This window comes from Streptomyces sp. CWNU-52B, from assembly GCF_047444975.1.
In the GTDB taxonomy this organism is placed as follows: domain Bacteria; phylum Actinomycetota; class Actinomycetes; order Streptomycetales; family Streptomycetaceae; genus Streptomyces.
In genome coordinates this window covers 447,182-467,143 of sequence record NZ_JBLFJV010000050.1, presented here as the reverse complement: position 1 = coordinate 467,143, position 19,962 = coordinate 447,182, and the positions used below count along the sequence as shown (strand labels likewise).

Here is a 19,962-nt window from a genome sequence, read left to right as displayed (position 1 = left end):
GAACCAGGCCTCACGTTTTTGTTGATATGGCTGTTACTCAACCGCCCGAACGGATTTTCCCCATCCGTTTGAGCAATTTATCGGCCGGTCCGAACAACTCCGGCCTCCCCAGCACCGTATTGCGCAACGCGCGGACGGGGGCGCGTCGCGCCCGGTGTCCGAGCGCCACGGGATGGCGGCGCGCAACCCACCCCTCGGACACGGAAAGATCCCGTGTCTTCAGGGAGTCCTTGTATTCTTTCTGACCCCGGCCGAGATCCAGATAGGCGATGCCGTCGGCGGCAGCCGCCTCGGCCATGCGCAAATGCAGGACGAGGCCGGGGGAGTATTTCGAGAACGCCGGGTCGTACGCGGGGAACCAGCACGCGAGCACGCGCTCGGAGCGCAGCCCGAAGTGCGCGGCGACCGGTCTGCCGTCCGCGTAGAGCACCGACAGGAGTCCGGCGAACGACTCCGAGCGGCTGTGGAAGAGCTGGTGGGTGAGCCGGGAGATCCAGTCGTGCGCGAAGCGGTCGCTGCGGCCGGTCCTGCGGTACTGCGCCGACTTCCACCGCATCAGCGTGCGCAGCACCTCGGGGTCGCGCTCGTCGTGCACGTACCGGACGTCCGCGTGGTCGCGGCCCAGCTTGCGCTCCTTGGCGAGCGTGGTCCGGGTGAACTTCGGGGACTGGACGCGGAGTTGGCTCAGATACGCCTCGTATCCCCGGTCGACGTCGATGACCGGGGAGGGGAAGGTGCCGGAGGCTCCCGCCTCGAACGGCGCCTGGCCCTCGGCCAGGTGGTCGAACTCCCACACGGCGAGCCCGCAGGCCCGCAGCAGTTCGTGGGCGTCCCAGGTGAAGCCGGGCCGGTGGACGAGGCCCTGGCAGTCCGAGACGCCGAGGCCGATGGCTCTGCCGACGCCGGCGGCGGTGGTCTGGAAGGGGAAGAAGGCGGCCGGTTCGCCGTTCTCCCTGACGACGGCGATCCGTACGCCGCGTCTGCAGCGGCCGACGGCGAGCGCGAACTCCGGTGACAGGAACGGGTTCGCGAGCTCGGGGGTGCCGTGCAGATGGGCCTTGGACTGGAAGTCCGTCCAGGCCGACCGGTCGGCGGAGGTCAGCTCGCCGGGGCGGTACACGCTGATGGCCACGTCGATGTCCACGTCAGGACGCCTGTCTTCTCGCCGTACGGCCGTGCAGCCGCCGTACCAGGACCAGCAGGAGAATGAGGGAACTGAGCGCCGCCACGGTCGCGATCGCGCCGGGCACCGACCAGCGGTGCACCGCGAGCATGCCCTGGGCGACCAGGAGGTTGACCGCCACCGCCGCCGACAGGGAGGCCAGGACGCGGCCGAACGGGTCCAGGCCGCGCAGGGCGGCCGCGACGGCGGTGCCGGGGGCGGCCAGGAGGAAGAAGAGCGCGAACGGGGCGCGCAGGGGGGAGCTGATGTCGGCGAGTGCGAGGACGGCGCCGACGCCGGCGACCGTGGTGGCCGCCCCCGCGAGGAGTGACAGCAGGTCCCTTCCCGGGTCCTGGCCTGAGCGTTCGTCATCGGTCGGGGTGGACGGGTCCGATGATGATGACTTGATACCTATGGTCTGCATTGGCGACTTTGCCCCCTGAAGCGCCGGATGCCGGGCTTCAATGTCGCGCAGCTGTGCGGGGGGAGTCAAGACGTGGTGTGGTCGATTTCCCCGTGGGGGGACCGGAGTTGAGCGTGGGGCGAGTCGGCTCGGGGTGGGTGGTCGGGTGCCGGTGGTCGAGGGCTGGTCGCGCAGTTCCCCGCGCCCCTGAAGGCCGGGCTGTTGCCCGGGGCCCTGGAGGGTGAACGGGAGCCCCCGCCGTGCGAGACCGAAGGATTGCGCAGTTCCCCGCGCCCCCAGAGGACGGCAGTCTCCCGCCACCCCGAACGGGGTGGCGGGTGACTGCCGGGTGGGTTACGGGACTATCTTCAGGAGGCGGTTGGGGGAGCCTGTGCCGGGGGTGGTCACCTTGTCGGGGGTGGAGCCGTTGACCAGGGCCGTGGCCACCTGGGCCGGGGTGGCCGAGGTGTGGCCGGCCAGGTAGACCGCGGCCGCGCCCGCGACGTGCGGCGTGGCCATCGACGTACCGGAGATCGTGTTGGTCGCGGTGTCGCTGGTGTTCCAGCCCGCCGTGATCGACGAGCCGGGGGCGAAGATGTCCAGGACCGAGCCGTAGTTCGAGTAGCTGGCCTTGGCGTCCGTGTTGGTGGTGGCGCCGACCGTGATCGCCGCGGCGACCCGGGCCGGGGAGTACGAGGAGGCGTTGGCGCTGCTGTTGCCCGCCGCGACCGCGTAGGTCACCCCGCTCGCGATGGAGTTGGACACCGCGCTGTCCAGGGTGGTGGAGGCGCCGCCGCCCAGCGACAGGTTCGCCACCGAGGGGCCGCTGTGGTTCGCGGTCACCCAGTTGATGCCGGCGATGACACCCGCGGTGGTGCCCGAGCCGTTGTTGTCGAGCACGCGGACCGCCACGATGTTCGCCTTCTTGGCGATGCCGTAGGTCGAGCCCGCGATGGTCGTGGCGACGTGCGTGCCGTGGCCGTTGCCGTCCGAGGCGACGGTGTCGCCGTCCACGGCGTCGTAGCCGTAGCTGGCCCGGCCGCTGATCTGGGAGTGCGTGATGCGGACGCCGGTGTCGATGACGTACGCCGTCACCCCGCTGCCCGCCGAGTCCGGGTAGGTGTACGTGCCGGAGAGCGGCAGGGACGTCTGGTCGGAGCGGTCCAGGCCCCAGGGGGCGTTGGACTGGGTGGTGTCGCTCGCCCGTACCGTCTGGTTCTGCTCGACCGTGGCCACCGACGGGTCGGCGGCGAGTCTGCGGGCCTCCGCGGCCGACAGGTTCGCGGAGTAGCCGTTCAGCGCGGCGCCGAACGTCTTCTCGACGGTGCCGCCGTACTCCTTGATCAGACTCCGGCCCTCGGCCGACGAGGCCTTGAAGTCCGCACCCTTCTCCAGCGTGACGATGTAGCTGTCCTTGACGGCGGTGGGGGAGTCCGCCGCGAGCACCCGGCCCTCGGCCGGTGCGGCCTGGGCGGGGAGCGCGGTCACGGCGCCGAGCAGGGCGGCGGTCACCACGGAGGTCGCCGCGGCGATCCGGATCTTCTTGCTACGCAGCTGAGCCATTACGAGGGATTCCTCCTCATGGGGGCGCACGCCCGGGTGAGGGCATGCGTCTGTGGGGGGTGCGCGGGCGATCGCACGCACGGCCGGGAGCGTTGCGTTCCGCTACCGGTTGAGACATCAGCGTGATCGGATCGGCGGCGCAGCTCAAGCAAATCGAGGGCTTGTCATATGTATGACATGAGCACGCAATCGAACGTGTGGTGAACACCTGTGGGAGATCCCGGTCGGTCCGGAAAAGTCTTGGCATGAACACTTCCTGTCAATGCGCGTAGCTGGTACGAAAGTTGCAGCAGAGATCGTGCTAAAGGGAGGTTCCATGAGACGTTCCCGACTTACGGCATACGTGACCTCGCTCCTGTTCGCCGCCGCCTTCGCCCTCACCGGGGCGACAGCGGCCCAGGCGTCCGAACAAGCCGCCGCCACGGGCTATGTGGCCCTTGGCGACTCCTACTCCTCCGGTGTCGGCGCCGGCAGCTACATCAGCTCCAGCGGTGACTGCAAGCGCAGCACGAAGGCCTACCCCTACCTCTGGGCGGCCGCGCATTCACCCTCGTCGTTCACCTTCGCCGCTTGCTCGGGTGCTCGTACGGGTGATGTTCTGGCGAACCAGCTGGGCTCGCTCGGCTCCGGCACCGGCCTCGTCTCCGTCTCGGTCGGCGGCAACGACGCGGGCTTCGCCGACGTCATGACGACCTGCATCCTGCAGTCCGAAAGCACGTGCGTGGCACGTGTCAACACGGCGAAGGCGTACGTCGACTCGACACTGCCCGCCAAACTCGACTCGGTGTACTCGGCGATCAGCGCCAAGGCTCCGGCGGCCCAGGTGGTCGTCATGGGCTACCCCCGCTTCTACAAGCTCAGCGGCACCTGCGTGACCGGTCTCTCCGAGACCGAGCGGGCCGCCATCAACAGCGCCGCCGACTACCTGGACAGCGCCCTCGCCAAGCGCGCCGCCGACCACGGCTTCGCCTTCGGAGACGTACGCACCACCTTCGCGAACCACGAGATCTGCTCGGGCAGCGCCTGGCTGAACAGCGTCAACTGGCTGAACATCGGAGAGTCCTACCACCCGACCGCAGCCGGCCAGTCGGGAGGCTACCTGCCCGTCTTCACCGCGGCGGCCTGATCACCGCCGCGGCCTGACCGCCCCGTTCGGGGACAGCGCCCGGGACGAAGCCGAATCGGAGGTCCCGCCCGTCGGGGCCTCCGTCTCGCAGGTGACCGAGAAGGGCACCGAGTTCGACGTGGTCCGCTCCGGGCTGCGGACCTCCACACCGATCTTGTTCTCGTACGTCCCCGACGCGTCGTACGTCGTCAGGACGACCGTGTTCTGCTTGGTCCGCCCGCCGCCCTGAGCGAACGACAGCGTCTTCCAGCCGGGGTCGGACACCTCACCGGTCTCCAGCACCCACCGGTACCGCACGTCCGCCGGTACGACGCCCACGGTGAAGGTCGCCGTGAAGGTGGGAGCGCCCGTCTCGGGCGGCGGGCAGGTGCCGGTGTAGTCGGTGTGCGAGCCCGAGACCGTCACCTTCACGGACTGGGCGGGCGCGGACGTCGACTGGCCGCCGCCGGTGGTCGAGCCGCCACCGCCGTTCGTGTCGCTCGTACCGCTCGTGCCCGGGTCCTCCGTCGTCGGGCCGCCGTCGGTGCCGCCCCCGCCGGTCGTCTGCTGGTCACCGCCGCCCGTCGAACCACCGCTCGTCGTACCGCCGTTGGAACGGTCCGCCCCGTCGCCCCCGTCGCCGCGGTTGACCAGGGCGTAGGTGAGGCCGGCCAGCGCGAGGGCCAGTGCCACCAGACCCGCGATCACCGCGATCGTCGCGCGCCGGGGACGGTCCTGCGGCGCGGTCGTGGTCGTCGCGGTCGGGGGCTGCCGCGCGTCCCGCGGCGGGGCGGCGGAGGGCGTGTAGGCGGGCACGGGGGCCGGCTCGGTCTCGGGCGGCCGCTGGGGGAACGCGGCGACCGTCGGCGTGTAGGGGGTGGTGCGCGCACGCGCCGTACCGCCGGCCGAGACGATCCGCAGATCCTGTTCCGCCTCGTCGGCCGACATGCGCCGCGCCGGGTCCTTGCGCAGCAGGCCCTCGATGACCGGGGTGAGCGGACCTGCCAGGCGCGGTGGCGGCAGCTCCTCGTCGACGACCGCGCGCAGGGTGCTGAGCGGGGTGTTCTGACGGAACGGCGAGTTGCCCTCGACGGCCGCGTAGAGCAGCACACCGAGCGACCACAGGTCGGACTCGGGCCCCGGCGTACGCCCGAGCGCGCGCTCCGGGGCGAGGAACTCCGGCGAGCCGATCACCTCACCCGTCATGGTGAGCGCCGAACTGCCCTCGACCGTGGCGATACCGAAGTCGGTGAGCACGACACGGCCGTCGTTCGACATCAGGACGTTGCCCGGCTTCACGTCCCGGTGCAGCACCCCCGCCTCGTGCGCGGCCCGCAGCGCGGCGAGCACCTCCGCGCCGATGTGGGCGGCGCGCTGCGGCGACAGCGGACCCTCGGCGTCCAGCACGTCGGACAGGGCGATCCCGCGGATCAGCTCCATCACGATCCAGGGGCGGCCGTCCTCCGTCGCCACGTCGTAGACCGTCACCACGTTGCGGTGCGAGACCCGCGCGGCCGCCCACGCCTCACGCTCCAGCCGGGCGTACATCCGCTCGACGTCGGGACCCGGCAGCCCGCCGGGGGCCCGCACCTCCTTGACGGCCACCTCGCGGTGCAGCACCTCGTCGCGGGCCCGCCACACCGTCCCCATCCCGCCCTCGCCCAGCGGCGAGAGAAGACGGTAGCGGTCCGCGATCACGCGTTCACTGCCCGGTGACTCGGACACGGGCGTCCCCCCATCGCATCCGCACGATCCTGAACAAAAGTAGCTCAACCGAGCGCGGTTGCCGCCCCCTTGAACACCAATCCGGCCCCGAGCGCCACCACGACGAACGCCGACCCCAGCGGTGTGCCCCGGCGGAGCAGCGCCGCGGTCCTGCTCCCCGACCACCGGGCGCCGTTCTCGATCGCCTTCGCGACCCTGCTGCCGACCTTGACCACGGCGAACCCGGCCGCCGTGAGGGTGAGCGCGAGCCCGACTCCGTACGCCAGCACGAGCAGCAGCCCGAACCAGGCCTTGCCGAGCGCTGCCGCGCCGACCAGCACGACGACGGCGGAGGGACTGGGGACGAGCCCGCCGGCGAAGCCGAGGAGGAGGGTGTCCTTGAGCTTGAGGGCAGGGCCGTGCGAGTGCGGGTGGGGATGCGAGTGGGGGTGCGGGTGGGGATGAGCGTGTCCGTCCCCGTGCCCATGCCCATGCTCATGCCCATGCCCATCCTCGTGACTGTGTGCGTGGCCGTCCCCGTGACTGTGCGCGTGACCGTCCCCGTGGGCATGGCTGTGATGGCTGTGCCCCTGTCCGCGCTGCTGCCAGGCCCGTCGTACGAGGGTCGCGCCCGCCACCGTGACGACGACGCCGCTCAGCACGCCCAGCCAGGCGATCACCGAGGGCGCGGCCGCCGAACCGGCGGTGACGAGGATGCCGAGGGCGACCACCCCGAGCGTGTGCGTGATGGTCACGGAGGCGGCGAGCGGCAGCACGTCACGCATCGTGGCGTCACCGCGCGCGGCGGCCGTGGCGGCCATGATGGTCTTGCCGTGGCCCGGAGCGAGGGCGTGCAGCGCGCCGAGCACCACGGAGATGCCCAGGGCGAGCGCCGCGAAGCTCAGCGTCAGATCGTGGCGGGACACCAGGTCGTCCAGGGCGCGGGTGAAGCGGTCGGCGCCACGCGGCAGCACGGACGAGGCGGGCGCGTCGGAGTTCTCCTCGACGAGCGCGGGACCACCGGGGCGCACGCGCAGCGAGGCGCTCGCCGTGTCCGCCGGTGACGACAGCAACTCCCCGGGATACGTGGTCAGTTCGTCCGAGATGGACTTCTCCGGTACGTCCGAGGCGGTGAGGGTCGTACGGTCGCCGCGCGCCGTGACCTCGCGCCAGCCCGGCCCGTCGTCCACCGACGCGTGGAAGTCCAGCGACAGCTCGCCGTCCGGCAGCGGAGCCGTCCAACGGCACTCCACCCGAAGGGTCTTGAGCCCCGCCTGCCCCGGCCGCACCCGGGCCCGGCTCCCACCCGCGGTCAGGGGCACGGCCTTCCCGCCCACGGTGACCCGGCTCCGGCCGGCCGCCGACTCGCACCGCTCCCGGGCCCAACCGGCCATGCCGGCCTTGTCGATGGCGGGCTGCGCCTGGGTCGCCGGGATCTCCGCGAGGTCCTCCACATGGAGGACCCGCAGCTTCCCGGGAGCGACGACCAGACCGTCGTACCGGTTGACGGTGAAGTTGCCCAGCGGATGCGCCGAGGCCGTCCCGGAGGGGATCAGCACCAGCGCGCAGGCGGCCATGAGCACGGCCGCGCAGGCGCCGAGGGCGCGACGGCGTACGGAGAGGGCGCTCACCGGGCACCGCCCGCCGCCGTCGCCTTCGACAGTTCCGTCAGCGTCTTCCGGGCCAGTTTCGCGCCCACCGGTGAGAAGCCCGGGTTGAGGTCGAGTGCCGCCGACAGACTGCCGCGGGCCTCCTTGTCGTGGCCCGTGGCGTGTTCGATCATGCCGCGGTGGTAGAGGAACGTCGCGTCGCGGTAGCCGGTGGCCGTGGCCCGGCGGGCGTACGCCAGGGCCTCGTCGTCACGGCCGTCGACGTGCAGCGCCCAGGCCAGCGCGTCCGCGGTGTGGACGGTGTGCCGGCGCGCCCACTCGGCGCGCGCGGCGCGCAGGGCCGCCGCGTGGTCACCGTGGTCCGCCGCGGCGAGGGCGGTGTCCAGGTCGGCGTTGACGCCGTTCGCGCGGGCCAGCGCCGTCCAGGCGTTCACCAGCGCGTACTGGTCACGGGCTTCGGCCCGGTCCGTCTCGCCGTCGCGGTCCTCGTACAGCTCGCCGAGCACGACCAGCGGGCCCGGCAGCGGGAAGCGCGCCACGACCTCCTCCATGCCGAGGATCGCGGCCGCCCGGTCACCGCTCGCCGCCTGGGCACGGGCCCGTCCCTCCAGCGCCGGCAGGTAGGTCCCGTCGGCCCGCAGCGCCCGCTCGTAGTACGTGAGTGCCTTCTTGTACTCGCCCTCGCGCCAGGAGAGCTGGCCCAGCGACGACGCCACGTACGCGATGTCGCCGGGCGCGGTGGCCCCGGCCAGCGCCTGCTCCAGGACCCGGCGCGCCGTGCGCACGTCACCGCGCAGCTCGTGCACGTAGGCGTACCGGGTGAAGACCGGTACGCCGGGGCGGCGGGAGTCGGCCTCGTCGGCGGCCTTCGACGCCTCCTTGTAGCGGCCGAGTTCGACCAGGGCGTCGATACGGACCGACAGCGCGCGCTCGTTGAAGGCGTTCTCGGCCAGGGCCTTCTCCGCGTACGTCAGCGCCTCGGGGAACCGGTGCCGGGCCGCGGCCAGCGCCGCCCGGCCGGCCAGCGCCGGGTCGTTGCCGGGGCTCAGCTCCAGCGAGCGTTCCAGCGCGCGCTGTGCCTGCGGATAGCGGGACGGGTCGCCGTTGGTGCGGGCCTGCTCGACATAGGCGATGCCCAGCGTGGCCCAGCCGCCGTGGTCCTTGGGCTGTGCCTTGAGATGGGTCTGCAGTGCGGAGATGCTCGACGCGAGGCTGCCGCCGGCCAGCAACTCGGGGGTGAGACCGGGCGCGGACGACACCGTGCTCGTACCGGAGTCGTCCTGGTGGCCCAGCACCACGGCCCCCGCGGTCATGGCGAGGGAGAGGGCGACGGCGCAGGCCGCGAGCTGCGACACCCGCGTCCGCCGGGATGCCCGCGGCTCCCCGGGGACGGGCTGCCCGGCCTCGGAGATGTCAGAGGTCTCAGCCGCCCGAGCGACCTCGGAGGTCTCGGACACATCAGCCGTATCAGCCGTATCAGCCGTATCAGCCGTATCGGCTGTGCCGGCCGTGTCGGGAGTCCGGGGTGCCTCGGGGGCCGTGGCGGCCTCCGCGGCCTCGTCGGTGAGATCCCTCTTCGGGTCCGTCCGATCCGTCCGTTCCGTCCGACCCCTCCGGTCCCTCTCCTGCGCGTCGTCGTCGCTACGCGGGGACATCGCCCTCTCCTCGATCGCCTTGGTGGAAACGGTGGTTCACGTTCACGTTCGCTTACCGGGCGGCGCGGCCCGTGCGCCGCGGGAACGGTTACGCACGGACCGCGCCTGTCAGGGGTGCGGGTCAGTAGGCCCGACGGCGGCTGCGCCACCACAGCAGACCCGTGCCGACGAGCAGGAAGCCCGCCGCGCCCGAGGCCGCCGAGACGACGATCAGCGTGGTGTCGTCCATACCGCCCGTGCCGGACGTGCCGGTGGGCTGCAGCGCGTCACCGAGCTGGTTGCGGACGTCGTTGGTGCCGGTCGTGCCCTTGGCCAGTGGTCCGCGCGAACCGGAGGTCGGCAGAGCGACGTACGGGAACGCCTTCTCGAACTTCTGGTCGTTCTTGTCGACCGCGTCGCCCAGGTCGTTCTTCGCGCCGACCAGTTCGCCCTCGACGACCTGCAGCGCGATGTCGAGCACGTCGTCGCTCAGCCGGCGGCCGTTCGGGAAGCCCGCGTTGTCGCCGTCCAGCACACCGAGGCGCTTCTCCTCGGCGGACGGCTTGATCGAGGTGTTGAGCCGCAGCATCTCCGAAGGACGCACGTGCGGCGGCTGGTTGAGACCCTCCACGCCCTTCAGGAACACGTCGACCAGGTCGTTGCGGGGCTCGTCCGGCGCGTCGATCTTGTAGATCGCCTCGATGAGCTTCGGCAGCTCGGGGTTGGTGACGTTCTTCAGGAAGTCGGCGTCGTTCCAGGGCGCGGACGCGTTGAACTTGTCCTTGTCCTTGATCGGGTTGACGACCTCGTTCACCAGCGGCATGCCCAGCCGCGACACCTGCCGGTACTCGCCGCTCGCGCTCCTGCGCTGCGTCGTCGACCAGATGCCCACGATCGGCTGGTCGGCCGACTCCTGGATCAGGTCGTTCGGGACCTGCAGGGCAATGGAGTTGACGTTGTACTCCTTCAACGTGTCATTGCCGACCTCGGACAGGTTCCCGCCGTACAGCAGGTCGAAGACGCGCAGGTCGAGGAAGAACGGATCGTCGGCCTGACCGGCGAACGTCGTCGCGCCGCCCGGGAGTTCGTGCACGGCCTCGGAGCGGAGCTTGGCGTAGTCCGGCATGGACGCCTTGCCGACGTTCGACGGCGCGACCGGTACGTCGTCCGCGTACTTCGTCTTCTTGACCAGGTGCTGGTCCTTGAGCTGCAGCAGGTCTATGTCGTACGTCTGCGTGATGTTCAGGTCCGGGTCGTCGAGGCTCTCCACCGGACCCGTGTTGTACAGGAAGGTCTTGTCGTTCTTGACGTGCGTCTTGAACGTGTAGCGGAAGACCAACTCGCCCTGCGCGTCACCGTTGTTGTCGATGTGCAGGTCGTACTGGGCGTCCTCGGCGAACGTGAAGAAGTTCGGTCCGCCGGCCGGTTCCTCGAACGGGATCCAGTTCGCGACGAGGGTCGTCGTGTCGGGCTTGTCGGGGCTCGCGAACGCGTACACGTCCGTGTTGTCGTACTGCGGCTGCCCCGAGATGAGCGGAGCCTCCCGGTGGCTGGAGGCGCTCGCGGTCCCGGGTGCGAGCGAGGCCACGCCGGCGGCGGCGAGCCCGCCGGTGGCCAGCGCACCGCAGACAAGGGTCGCGAGGCTCCTGCGTCCCACGAACCCACTGGTGAAAGGTGTCATGCCGTCCGTCCTCTGTCCCAAAGCTTCAGTCCCGGCGGTGCTGCGGGCGGCAGCGGCCTCTCGAGTGGTCCGCTCCCACGTTCTTCCGCGTCCGTTCCGCGTCGGGTCGGTGGTGCCTGATGCACGCCATTCGGAGCGGGGGAGGGAAAGGATTGGTTCGGGATTCACCCGCGTTTTCGAGCAGTTGATCCGTAACCCCATCCGAAGGCGTGCCTGCGCCGAATACGTGAGGACTGGACGGGCCGTTCACGGTCGGAGCGGGCCGTTCACGGTCGGAGAGGGGAGAACGGGTGGAGGCGGACGAACTTCTGGTGCTCGTGGCCGGAGGTGACCAGAAGGCCTTCGAGGAGCTGTACGGCCTGGTGTCCGGGCCGGTCTTCGGGCTGGTGCGCCGGGTGGTGCGGGATCCGGCGCAGTCGGAGGAGGTGGCGCAGGAGGTGCTCCTCGAACTCTGGCGCTCCGCGGGGCGCTACGACCCCGGCCGGGGCACCGCGCTGGCCTGGGTCCTGACCCTCGCGCACCGCAGGGCGGTCGACCGGGTCCGCAGTGCCCGCGCCGCGGGGGAGCGCGAACTGCGCATGGCCCGGCGGGCGAACGGCCCCGCCTTCGACCAGGTCGCCGAGGAGGTGGAGGCCGGCCTCGAACGCGAATGGGTACGCCGCTGCCTCGACCGGCTCACCGCCCTGCAACGGCAGTCCGTCACCCTCGCCTACTACGACGGCTATACGTACCGTGAAGTGGCCGAACGGCTCTCGCTGCCGCTCGGCACGGTGAAGACCCGGATGCGGGACGGGCTCACCCGGCTGCGCAACTGCCTCGGAGGTGTGGCATGACCGGCATCTTCCGCCGCGGCGAACTGCACTCGCTGGCAGCCCCGTACGCCCTCGACGCCCTGGAACCCCGTGAGCACAAACGATTCGAGAAGCACCTGAAGGGCTGTGACAGCTGCGCCGCCGAGGTACGTGCCCTGCGCGAGGACGCGGTCCGCCTCGCCTGGTCCACGGCGGCCCCGGCCCCCGCCGCGCTGCGCGACCGGGTCCTGACGGCCGTACGCACGACCCCTCAGGAGCCGGCCCACGCCCGTCCGCAAGCGGGGGCCCGCGCGCGTGCGCAGCGCCCGCCGTCACGTGCCCGCCGCTCGGGCTTCTCGCCGTTCCTCGTCCCGCTCGCCTCCACCACGGCCGCCGCCGCCCTCGTCGTCGCCGCGCTCTTCGGCATGCAGGCGTCGCGTACGCAGGACCAGCTGAGCCAGGAGCGGGCGCAGGCACGTGAGATAGCCCACGTTCTCGCCGCGCCGGACGCGCGCGCGGGTGCCGGACGCGACGCGAAGGGCCAGGGCATCGGTGTCGTCGCGTCCGCCTCGCAGCACAGCGCCGTGGTCACCTCGGCCGGGCTCGTCACCCCTTCGAACGAACGGGTCCATCAGCTGTGGCTCATGCGGCCGGAGGAGAAACCGCGCTCCCTGGGGCTCCTCGACGGCGACACGCCCTTGATGGTCGCCGGGCTCGAAACGGACGCGACATCACTGGCTGTCACCGTCGAGCCGTCCGGTGGTTCTCCGCAGCCCACCAGCGCACCGGTTGTCCAACTCGCCCTGGAATCACTTGGATTCGGAGAGTAATCGTCAACGCCCTTACCGGAGAGGTGAATCCCGCGCCCGGGATACACGAGTGTCGCGAGGGAGCGATAGGGTTAACCTGCCCGGGCCGGGTGCCCTCGTATGGGTGGGGAGTGACATGGAACAGATAACGGTGCGTGGCAGGGCACGAGTCCCTGCGATCACGTGTGGAAGCAGCGCGACCAGTTCGCGCCTCGACCGCCATCTCTCGGTGATGGGCGGCCCAGCCGTCCCGCAGCGGGAAGCGGCCGAGGCGACGTTGCTGATGCGCGAGCTCACCGCTCGTGACACCACGCACGACCGCACCGGCAGGAGGGCGCGAGTGGGGCGGGTTTCGCTCTTCGCGCCGTTGCGCCGACTGCGCCGTTCCCTGTTCGGCGGTCGCTGACCGGCGACCCCGGTCGCTGACAGGCGGCCGAATCCGAACAGGACCGACCCCGACCCGCGCTCAGGCGGACACACCGTCCCGGCGCAATGCTGCGATCTCATCGTCCGTCATCCCCACGGCACGCAGCAGCGCCCCGGTGTGTTCCCCGAGTGCGGGTACGGGCCCCATCTTCGCCGAGTCCCCGCCCGGCAGCGTGATCGGCGGCAACAGCGCCCTCAGCGGCCCGACCGGCGAATCCACTTCCCGCCACCGGTCCCTGGCCGCCAGTTGCGGGTGCTGAGCCACTTCCGCCACGTCCCGCAGCAGCGCGCAGGCGATCCCGGCCGCCTCCAGCCGCGCCACCGCCTCCCGCGAGGTGAGCGCCGCCAGCGCCCCGCCGACCAGCTCGTCGGTACGCTCCCGGTGCTCGACCCGCGCCGCGTTCGTCGCGTACGCCGGATCGTGGGCCAGCTCCGGCCGCTCCAGCACCTGCTCGGCGAGGCGCCGCCACTCCCGGTCGTTCTGCACCGACAGCAGCACCCTGCCGCCGTCCCCGGTCGGATAGCCGTCGTACGGGGCGATGACGGCGTGCGCGAGGCCGGTGCGCGCCGGGGGAGTTCCGCCGTGCATCACATGGTGCAGCGGATGGCCCATCCACTCCGCGAGCGCGTCGAGCATCGACACCTCCACCGGTCCGCCGCGCCCCGTCGTGCCACGCCGCACCAGCGCCGCGAGCACCCCCGAGAACGCGTACATCGCCGCCGCGATGTCGGCCGCCGGAATACCCGCCTTGACCGGCTGCCCGGCCGTGCCCGTCACGGACACGAGGCCCGCCTCGCACTGCACGAGCATGTCGTACGCGCGCTTGCCGGCGTAGGGCCCGGTGGCCCCGTACCCCGAGATGTCCACGGCGATCAGCCGCGGGTGCGCCGCGCACAGGGTGGCCGCGTCCAGGCCGAGCCGGGCGGCGGCGCCCTGCGCGAGGTTCTGCACGAAGACGTCGGCGTCGGCCACCAGACGGCGCACCACGTCGAGCCCCCGCGGGTCCTTGAGGTCGAGGGCGATGGATTCCTTGCCGCGGTTGCACCACACGAAGTGCGAGGCGAGCCCGGCGGCCGCGGTGTCGTAGCCGCGCGCGAAGTCGCCGCCGTCCAGCCGCTCGACCTTGATGACCCGGGCCCCGAGATCGGCGAGCTGCCGGGTGGCGAAGGGCGCGGCGACGGCCTGCTCGACGGCGACGACGGTGATGCCCTCCAGGGGCAGGGGCAGGGGCAGGGGCAGGGACTGAGGCTGAGGCTGAGGCTGAGGCGGGGGAAGTGGCTCCATGCGAGGGATCATGTCCCGGGTGCGGCGGTTTTGTCATGCACTGTCATGCACGGGGGCGGGCGGTCACAGCAGGGCGAACTGGCCCTCCGGGCCCTCCTCCGGGTGGTCCAGGACCGAGGCCGGGCGGCGGGTCGCGGCCGGGGGCGGGAGTATGCCCGCCTCGCGCAGGTCCGCCGCGGTGACGGGTGCCTCGACCGTCAAGTCCGTCTGCTGTGCGCGCAGGTCGGCCAGCAGGGTCAGTACCGTCACCAGTTCCAGCAGGTCCGACGTCCAGGGCTGGGGCCACGTCGTGGGGCGGACGGCCTCCAGCGTGCCGGGCTCCGGGCGGGTGATCCGGCCGGTGAACCACTGGTCCAGGACGCGGACGCCGCCCACCTCGAAGTCCCAGGCGGCCGGCGGCACGGGGGAGATGCGGCCCTCGTCGAGGTGGAGGGTCTCCTCCTCGCGGTCGTAGCGCGGTTCGAGCGGGAAGGCCGGGAGCGGGGCCCGTACGTAGGGGCGGCGGCCGCCGGGGAGCTTGGGGCGCTCACCGTCACGGCGCATCAGCCGCAGCGCGCGATGACCCGACTCGGTGCCCCGCGCCCACAACTCGGGGTCGGAGGTGAGCGGGACGGTGTGCCCGTCCGGCCCCGGGCGGGCGACCGCGACCGTCCAGGCGAGGACGTCGAGCGGCGTCACGGGACGGCCCAGACGCTCGGACAGCAGCTCCGTCAGACCCGGGGCCAGATTCGGTTCGAGGCCGCCGGGACGCCGGTACAGGGGCCGGACGCGCCCGGCACGGGTGGCGCCGGGGGCGCTCTTCGTCCGGGGGTTCTTCGGTGGCGGCGGGACCACCGGCAGGACGGACGCGACGAGGAGCGCGGGACCGTCGGCCACCGGCGCCTGCTCGACGGCGAACACCTGGTGCTCGTCCGCCACCCGCCACAGCTCGGGGCGCGCCGCGTCGATCAACCGGTGGTCGGGAATCAGCCACTGCTCGTCGAACGGCCCGACCAGGACCCGGACCGGTGCCGCGCAGGGGCCCGACGCGCGCGCCAGCCGGCCCGTTCCGCAGGGGTGGCCGGGCAACTGCCCCACCGCCGAGTGCAGGGTCCGGGCGCGGGTGACGCCGAACAGCGCCTCGCGGTCGGGCCCCTCGGCCTTCACGAGGGCGTCCCACCGCGCTTTCAGGGACGCCGCGTCGGGCGCCGCCGGCCACGCCCGGCCCAGCCGGGGAGGTGCGACGGACCACGGCATGAGGTCCGCGAGCAGCGGAGCGTCGGTGTCGGGCGTCACGCCCGGCATCGTACGACGTGGGCTCCGGACGGCGGCCGGGTCCCGCACGGTCAGTGGGCGTCGAGGGTGACGGTGAACGAGAAACGGTCCCCCCGGTAGTGGATGCGGGCCACGTCGAGGGCCCGGCCGTCCTCGCCGTGCACGACGCCCGTGTAGTGCAGGATCGGGCTCAGCAGCGGGACCTGGAGCAGCCGGGCGGTCTCCGGGTCGGCGAGCCGCGCCTCCACGGTGTCGGTGATCTGGCCGATCCTCGCCCCCACGACATCCCGCAGCACCTTGGTCATGGGCCAGCGGACCAGGTCCTCGGGGTCGATCAGGGCGGCCAGTTCGGGCCGGACGTAGTTGCGCGCGTGATTGGTGGGTTCACCGGTCTTCTCGTCGCTGCGCAGCCGGTGGTACGTCGCGACCTCCGCCAGATCGGGGAAGTGCTCGCGGAGATCGCCCGACACGGGCTCGCTCCCGTGGGCCAGCAGCCGCGTCGTCATGCCCGACTGCTGGGCCACGATGGCGTCCACCGAGCCGAGCAGGCGGACCGGCGCGCCTCGCAGGGCGCCCGGCTCGATGAACGTGCCGCGCCTGCGGTGGCGGCTGATGAGGCCCTCGTCCTCCAGTTCCTTGAGCGCCTGCCGCATGGTCAGCACGCTCACCCCGTAGTGCTCCGCCAGCCGTTCCTCGGTGGGCAGCCGCAGTGGATCCTGCGGCGACCGGCCGAGTATCGAGGCGCGCAGGGACTGCGACACCTGGTACCAGAGCGGCAGCTTGCGGTTCAGGACGATCGAGTCCGGCGCGAAGGAGGTCACGAAGGTATCCGTACCGGTCGCGGGCGTTCGGTGCAACGGTCGGTCATCGGCAGCCGGTGGCCGGTTCGCGGCTGCGCGGCTGTCGCCGACTCCGCGGCTGCCGCGGTCCCGGCGGCCTTCGCTGCCTTCTTGGCCGGCACCGTCCCGGCGGCCGGCGCTGCCTCCGCGACCGGCACCGTCCCGGCGGCTGGCGCTGCCTCCGCGGCTGTCACCGCAGCCTCGGTCGTCACCGCAGCCTCGGTCGTCACTGCCGCCCCGCGGCCGGGACAGTCCTCATGGGCGTGCGTCGTCCGGTCGGAAGTTCCGCTGGAGGCCCTGCCACACGCTGTCGTACGCACTCTGCAGGTGGTCCGCCCGTGCGGCCTGCGCGGTGGCGGTGACCGGCCAGCGCGTCTCGAACATGAAGGCCAGCCCGTCGTCGACCTTCTGCGGTCGCAGCTCGGCGGCGCTCGCCCGCTCGTACGTCTCCCGGTCGGGGCCGTGCGCCGACATCATGTTGTGCAGCGAACCGCCGCCCGGCACGAAGCCACCTTCCCCGGCCGCCTTCGCGTCGTAGGCGCCCTCGACGAGGCCCATGTACTCGCTCATCACGTTCCGGTGGAAGTAGGGCGGCCGGAAGGTGTCCTCGCCCACCAGCCAGCGCGGCGCGAAGACCACGAAGTCGACCCCGGCGAGACCCGGGGTGTCCGACGGCGACGTCAGCACGGTGAAGATCGACGGGTCGGGGTGGTCGTAGCTGATGGTGCCCATCGTGTTGAAGAGGCGCAGGTCGTAGACGTACGGCACGTGGTTGCCGTGCCAGGCGACGACGTCCAGCGGCGAGTGGTCGTACCGCGCCGTCCAGAGGTTGCCGCAGAACTTGTTGACCACCTCCACCGGGCCCGCCGTGCCCCCGGCCGCCTCGGCGTCCTCGTACGCGGCGACCGGCGCCCGGAAGTCCCGGGCGTTGGCCAGGCCGTTGGCGCCGATCGGGCCGAGGTCGGGGAGCCGGAAGGGAGCCCCGTAGTTCTCGCACACGTACCCCCGGGCGGCCGGGCCCCGCCCGCCGTCGGACGCGGCGGTGTCCAGCAGCTCCACCCGGAAGCGCACCCCACGCGGGATCAGCGCCACATGTCCCGGCTCCACGCACAGCAGCCCGAACTCGGTGCGCAGCAGCAGTCCGCCGTGCTCCGGCACGATCAGCAGCTCGCCGTCCGCGTCGCTGAACACCCGCTCCATCGAGGAGTTGGCGTGATAGAGGTGCACGGCCATGCCAGTGCGCTGCGTGGTGTCGCCGTTGCCGCCGAGGGTCCACAGGCCCGCCAGGAAGTCGGTACCCGGCGCGGGCTCCGGCAAGGGGTTCCAGCGCAGCCGGTTCGGGTCCGGCACCGTCTCCGTGAAGGGCGCCGAGCGCAGTGTGCCGTTGTCGGTGCGGGTGAACGCGGGGTGCGCGGCCGACGGTCGGATCCGGTACAGCCACGAACGGCGGTTGTGCGCTCTGGGCTCGGTGAACGCCGAACCGCTCAGCTGTTCCGCGTACAGCCCGAGCGGGACCCGCTGCGGTGAGTTGCGGCCGCGCGGGAGGGCGCCCGGGACCGCCTCCGAGCTGTGTTCGTTGCCGAACCCGGAGAGATACGTCAGCGCCTCGGCGGTCTTCCGCGACTCCCCGGCGCCGTTGTGCGCGTCCCCGCTCATGCCCACTCCCTCACTCCCGCACTTGCGCTGCACTGCCTCGCCCTCGATTCCTATGTATCACCGTAGGATTCGATGAATCGGCGCGCAAGGGGGAGGTTCCCGGCGCCCGGTGGGAGCCGGTGCGATCGAGCCAGGGTGGCTCCTGATCGCGCCAGGGCCCGCTGAAGTGCCAAGAACCCGACTCAAGGGGGATCCGGCTGTCGGAGCGGTGCTCTAATCTCCCCGGCATGTCGTGGACGCGCGCGTTCCTCACCGCGCCGGCGGTCTGTGCCCTGCTCGGCGCTGTGCTCGCCGGAGCGACGGGCTGCGGATCCGGCGGCGCGCCCGAGGACGACGAGGTGAGGCCGTCGCCGGTGGGCAAGGTGCTGAAGGACACGGACGAGGAGGGGCGGCACTACCGTGAGATCGACAAGAAGAGCGCGCCCGAGGTCGCGATCGAGATACAGCCGGACGCGGACGACGGCTGGGACGTCCGGCTGACCCTCCGCGGCTTCCGCTTCTCCCCTGCCGGTACGGGCAGGCAGGCCGAGCCGGGCCGTGGTTACGCCATGCTCCGGCTGGACGGCCGGCCGCTGTCCCTGTTGCGGGGCCGGGAGCACCACCTCGCGGGGGACGCGGTCTCGCGGGGCACTCACCAGGTGACGGTACGGCTGCACGCCGACGACGACACGGTCTGGGCCGTGGACGGGGAGCCGGTCGGCAGCACGGCGGACATGACGGTGTCCGACCTGGCTCCGACGCGCGGGGGCTTCTCGGCGCCGGGTTCGGCGCCCGGTTCGGTGCCTGCGGGTGGGTGAGGGCTGAGCGCGCAGTTCCCCGCGCCCCTGAAAGATTGCGCCGTTCCCCGCGCCCCTGGAAGGCCTGGGGTCTGCCGTGTTCCGCGGCCGATCTGGTTCCGACGCGCGGGGGCTTTTCGGCGCCGGGTTCGGCGCCCGGTTCGGTGCCTGCGGGTGGGTGAGGGCTGAGCGCGCAGTTCCCCGCGCCCCTAAAAGATTGCGCCGTTCCCCGCGCCCCTGGAAGGCCTGGGGTCTGCCGTGTTCCGCGGGGTGGCTGCGGGTGGGTGGGGGCTGAGCGCGCAGTTCCTCGCGCCCCTAAAGGATTGCGCCGTTCCCCGCGCCCCTGGAAGGCACGGGGTCTGCCGTGTTCCGTGGTCGTGTGGGCGGTGGTGGATGAGTGGTGAGGGCACCGGTTTTCGTACCCAAGGGCATGGTTCACCGGACCGCGGCGGAAAGGCATCATGAAGCCCGTGCCCCAAGCGACCTCGCTGCGCCGCGCGCCCGTCCAACGTCGTAGCGCCGAACGACTCACCCGTATCCTCGACGCCTGCGCGGACCTCCTCGACGAGGTCGGTTACGACGCCCTGAGCACCCGCGCGGTCGCCCTGCGCGCCGGGGTGCCCATCGGGTCCGTCTACCGGTTCTTCGGCAACAAGCGGGCCATGGCCGACGCGCTCGCCCAGCGCAACTTCGAGATCTACACCGAGCGGGTCACCCACCGCCTCCAGAACACCGGCGCCGACCTGGGCTGGCGGGCGGCCGTGGACGCCGTCCTCGACGAGTACATCGCCATGAAGCGCACCGCGCCCGGCTTCTCCCTCGTCGACTTCGGCAACCAGATACCCGTCGGCACCCGCGACGCCCAGCCCAACACCCGCGTCGCCGACCGGCTCACCGACCTGCTCTCCGGCTACCTCGACCGCGAGCCCGACGACGACCTCCGGCGCGTCTTCCTCATCGCCGTCGAGGCCGCCGACACCCTCGTCCAACTCGCCTTCCGCCTCGACCCGTCGGGCGACGAGCGGGTCATAGAGGAGACACGGGAACTGCTCCGGGCGTATCTGTCACGCTCCCTGGACTGATGTCCTGGGTTGATGTCCTGGACTGATCCGGTCCCGGCACCGTGACTGTGGCGTCGAAAGGCTCTGGATCCAGGACGCCGGCAGGCCCCGCTCGTCGGCCCCCGCAACGGCCTGCCCCCGTCCTTCTCGGCCGGCTGCTCCAGGCCGACAGACCTGGGCGGCCGAAGGCGGACCGCACGCGA

Annotated in this window: 17 protein-coding genes; 6 read left to right on the top strand and 11 right to left on the bottom strand. The window is 71.9% G+C overall.

Going from position 1 to position 19,962, the window contains the following annotated elements; genetic code table 11:
• Positions 1-37: 37 nt before the first annotated feature.
• From ACLVWQ_RS34905 to ACLVWQ_RS34895, 3 genes are all read right to left on the bottom strand, one after another.
• A complete protein-coding gene (locus ACLVWQ_RS34905) occupies positions 38-1,132 on the bottom strand; it encodes a GNAT family N-acetyltransferase (protein ID WP_414113345.1) in 1,095 nt (364 codons plus the stop codon).
• A gap of 13 nt (positions 1,133-1,145) precedes the next feature.
• The gene (locus tag ACLVWQ_RS34900) at positions 1,146-1,586 is read right to left on the bottom strand and encodes a hypothetical protein (protein ID WP_414113251.1); all 441 of its coding nucleotides are present in this window, start codon (positions 1,584-1,586) and stop codon (positions 1,146-1,148) included.
• Between the two features lie 333 nt (positions 1,587-1,919).
• Complete coding sequence (locus ACLVWQ_RS34895) at positions 1,920-3,128, bottom strand: S8 family peptidase (RefSeq protein ID WP_414113250.1); 1,209 nt, start codon at positions 3,126-3,128, stop codon at positions 1,920-1,922.
• A 316-nt stretch (positions 3,129-3,444) separates the two neighbouring features.
• Between ACLVWQ_RS34895 and ACLVWQ_RS34890 the strand changes: the two genes are divergently transcribed.
• Positions 3,445-4,254: an SGNH/GDSL hydrolase family protein gene (locus ACLVWQ_RS34890; RefSeq protein ID WP_414113249.1), complete on the top strand. Its 810-nt coding sequence runs from the start codon at positions 3,445-3,447 to the stop codon at positions 4,252-4,254.
• Here ACLVWQ_RS34890 and ACLVWQ_RS34885 read toward each other — a convergent pair whose 3' ends face one another.
• From ACLVWQ_RS34885 to ACLVWQ_RS34870, 4 genes are all read right to left on the bottom strand, one after another.
• Complete coding sequence (locus ACLVWQ_RS34885; RefSeq protein WP_414113248.1) at positions 4,255-5,958, bottom strand: serine/threonine-protein kinase; 1,704 nt, start codon at positions 5,956-5,958, stop codon at positions 4,255-4,257.
• A gap of 44 nt (positions 5,959-6,002) precedes the next feature.
• Complete coding sequence (locus ACLVWQ_RS34880; protein WP_414113344.1) at positions 6,003-7,514, bottom strand: sulfite exporter TauE/SafE family protein; 1,512 nt, start codon at positions 7,512-7,514, stop codon at positions 6,003-6,005.
• Between the two features lie 50 nt (positions 7,515-7,564).
• Positions 7,565-9,202, bottom strand: coding sequence for a tetratricopeptide repeat protein (locus tag ACLVWQ_RS34875; RefSeq protein WP_414113247.1), 1,638 nt, complete (start codon positions 9,200-9,202; stop codon positions 7,565-7,567).
• A 121-nt stretch (positions 9,203-9,323) separates the two neighbouring features.
• A complete protein-coding gene (locus ACLVWQ_RS34870; protein WP_414113246.1) occupies positions 9,324-10,862 on the bottom strand; it encodes a DUF4331 domain-containing protein in 1,539 nt (512 codons plus the stop codon).
• Between the two features lie 233 nt (positions 10,863-11,095).
• On the opposite strand from ACLVWQ_RS34870, the gene ACLVWQ_RS34865 reads away from it, so the two are divergent.
• The 3 genes from ACLVWQ_RS34865 (at position 11,096) to ACLVWQ_RS34855 (ending at position 12,868) form a co-directional block, all read left to right on the top strand.
• Entirely contained in the window at positions 11,096-11,695 is a 600-nt protein-coding gene (locus tag ACLVWQ_RS34865) for a sigma-70 family RNA polymerase sigma factor (protein WP_414113343.1), read from the top strand.
• A complete protein-coding gene (locus ACLVWQ_RS34860) occupies positions 11,692-12,483 on the top strand; it encodes an anti-sigma factor domain-containing protein (protein ID WP_414113245.1) in 792 nt (263 codons plus the stop codon). The genes ACLVWQ_RS34865 and ACLVWQ_RS34860 overlap by 4 nt, the downstream gene beginning before the upstream one ends.
• 115 nt (positions 12,484-12,598) lie before the next feature.
• Positions 12,599-12,868 carry a hypothetical protein gene (locus ACLVWQ_RS34855; protein ID WP_414113244.1) on the top strand — a complete coding sequence of 90 codons (270 nt, stop codon included), beginning with the start codon at positions 12,599-12,601 and terminating at the stop codon, positions 12,866-12,868.
• A 60-nt stretch (positions 12,869-12,928) separates the two neighbouring features.
• Here the strand turns inward: ACLVWQ_RS34855 and ACLVWQ_RS34850 are convergent, their stop codons facing one another.
• From ACLVWQ_RS34850 to hmgA, 4 genes are all read right to left on the bottom strand, one after another.
• Entirely contained in the window at positions 12,929-14,173 is a 1,245-nt protein-coding gene (locus ACLVWQ_RS34850; RefSeq protein WP_414113243.1) for a CaiB/BaiF CoA transferase family protein, read from the bottom strand.
• A gap of 63 nt (positions 14,174-14,236) precedes the next feature.
• Positions 14,237-15,457, bottom strand: a complete 1,221-nt coding sequence (locus ACLVWQ_RS34845) for a type ISP restriction/modification enzyme (RefSeq protein ID WP_414113242.1) — start codon at positions 15,455-15,457, stop codon at positions 14,237-14,239.
• 41 nt (positions 15,458-15,498) lie between these two features.
• Positions 15,499-16,248, bottom strand: a complete 750-nt coding sequence (locus ACLVWQ_RS34840; RefSeq protein ID WP_414113241.1) for a GntR family transcriptional regulator — start codon at positions 16,246-16,248, stop codon at positions 15,499-15,501.
• Between the two features lie 273 nt (positions 16,249-16,521).
• Complete coding sequence (gene hmgA, locus ACLVWQ_RS34835) at positions 16,522-17,922, bottom strand: homogentisate 1,2-dioxygenase (protein ID WP_414113240.1); 1,401 nt, start codon at positions 17,920-17,922, stop codon at positions 16,522-16,524.
• Positions 17,923-18,149: 227 nt separating this feature from the next.
• Here hmgA and ACLVWQ_RS34830 point away from each other — a divergent pair, with 227 nt between their 5' ends.
• Together ACLVWQ_RS34830 and ACLVWQ_RS34825 are read left to right on the top strand one after the other, a co-directional pair.
• Entirely contained in the window at positions 18,150-18,719 is a 570-nt protein-coding gene (locus ACLVWQ_RS34830; RefSeq protein WP_414113239.1) for a hypothetical protein, read from the top strand.
• Between the two features lie 440 nt (positions 18,720-19,159).
• On the top strand, positions 19,160-19,780 hold the full coding sequence (locus tag ACLVWQ_RS34825; protein ID WP_414113238.1) for a TetR family transcriptional regulator: 621 nt from the start codon (positions 19,160-19,162) through the stop codon (positions 19,778-19,780).
• Positions 19,781-19,962: the final 182 nt, after the last annotated feature.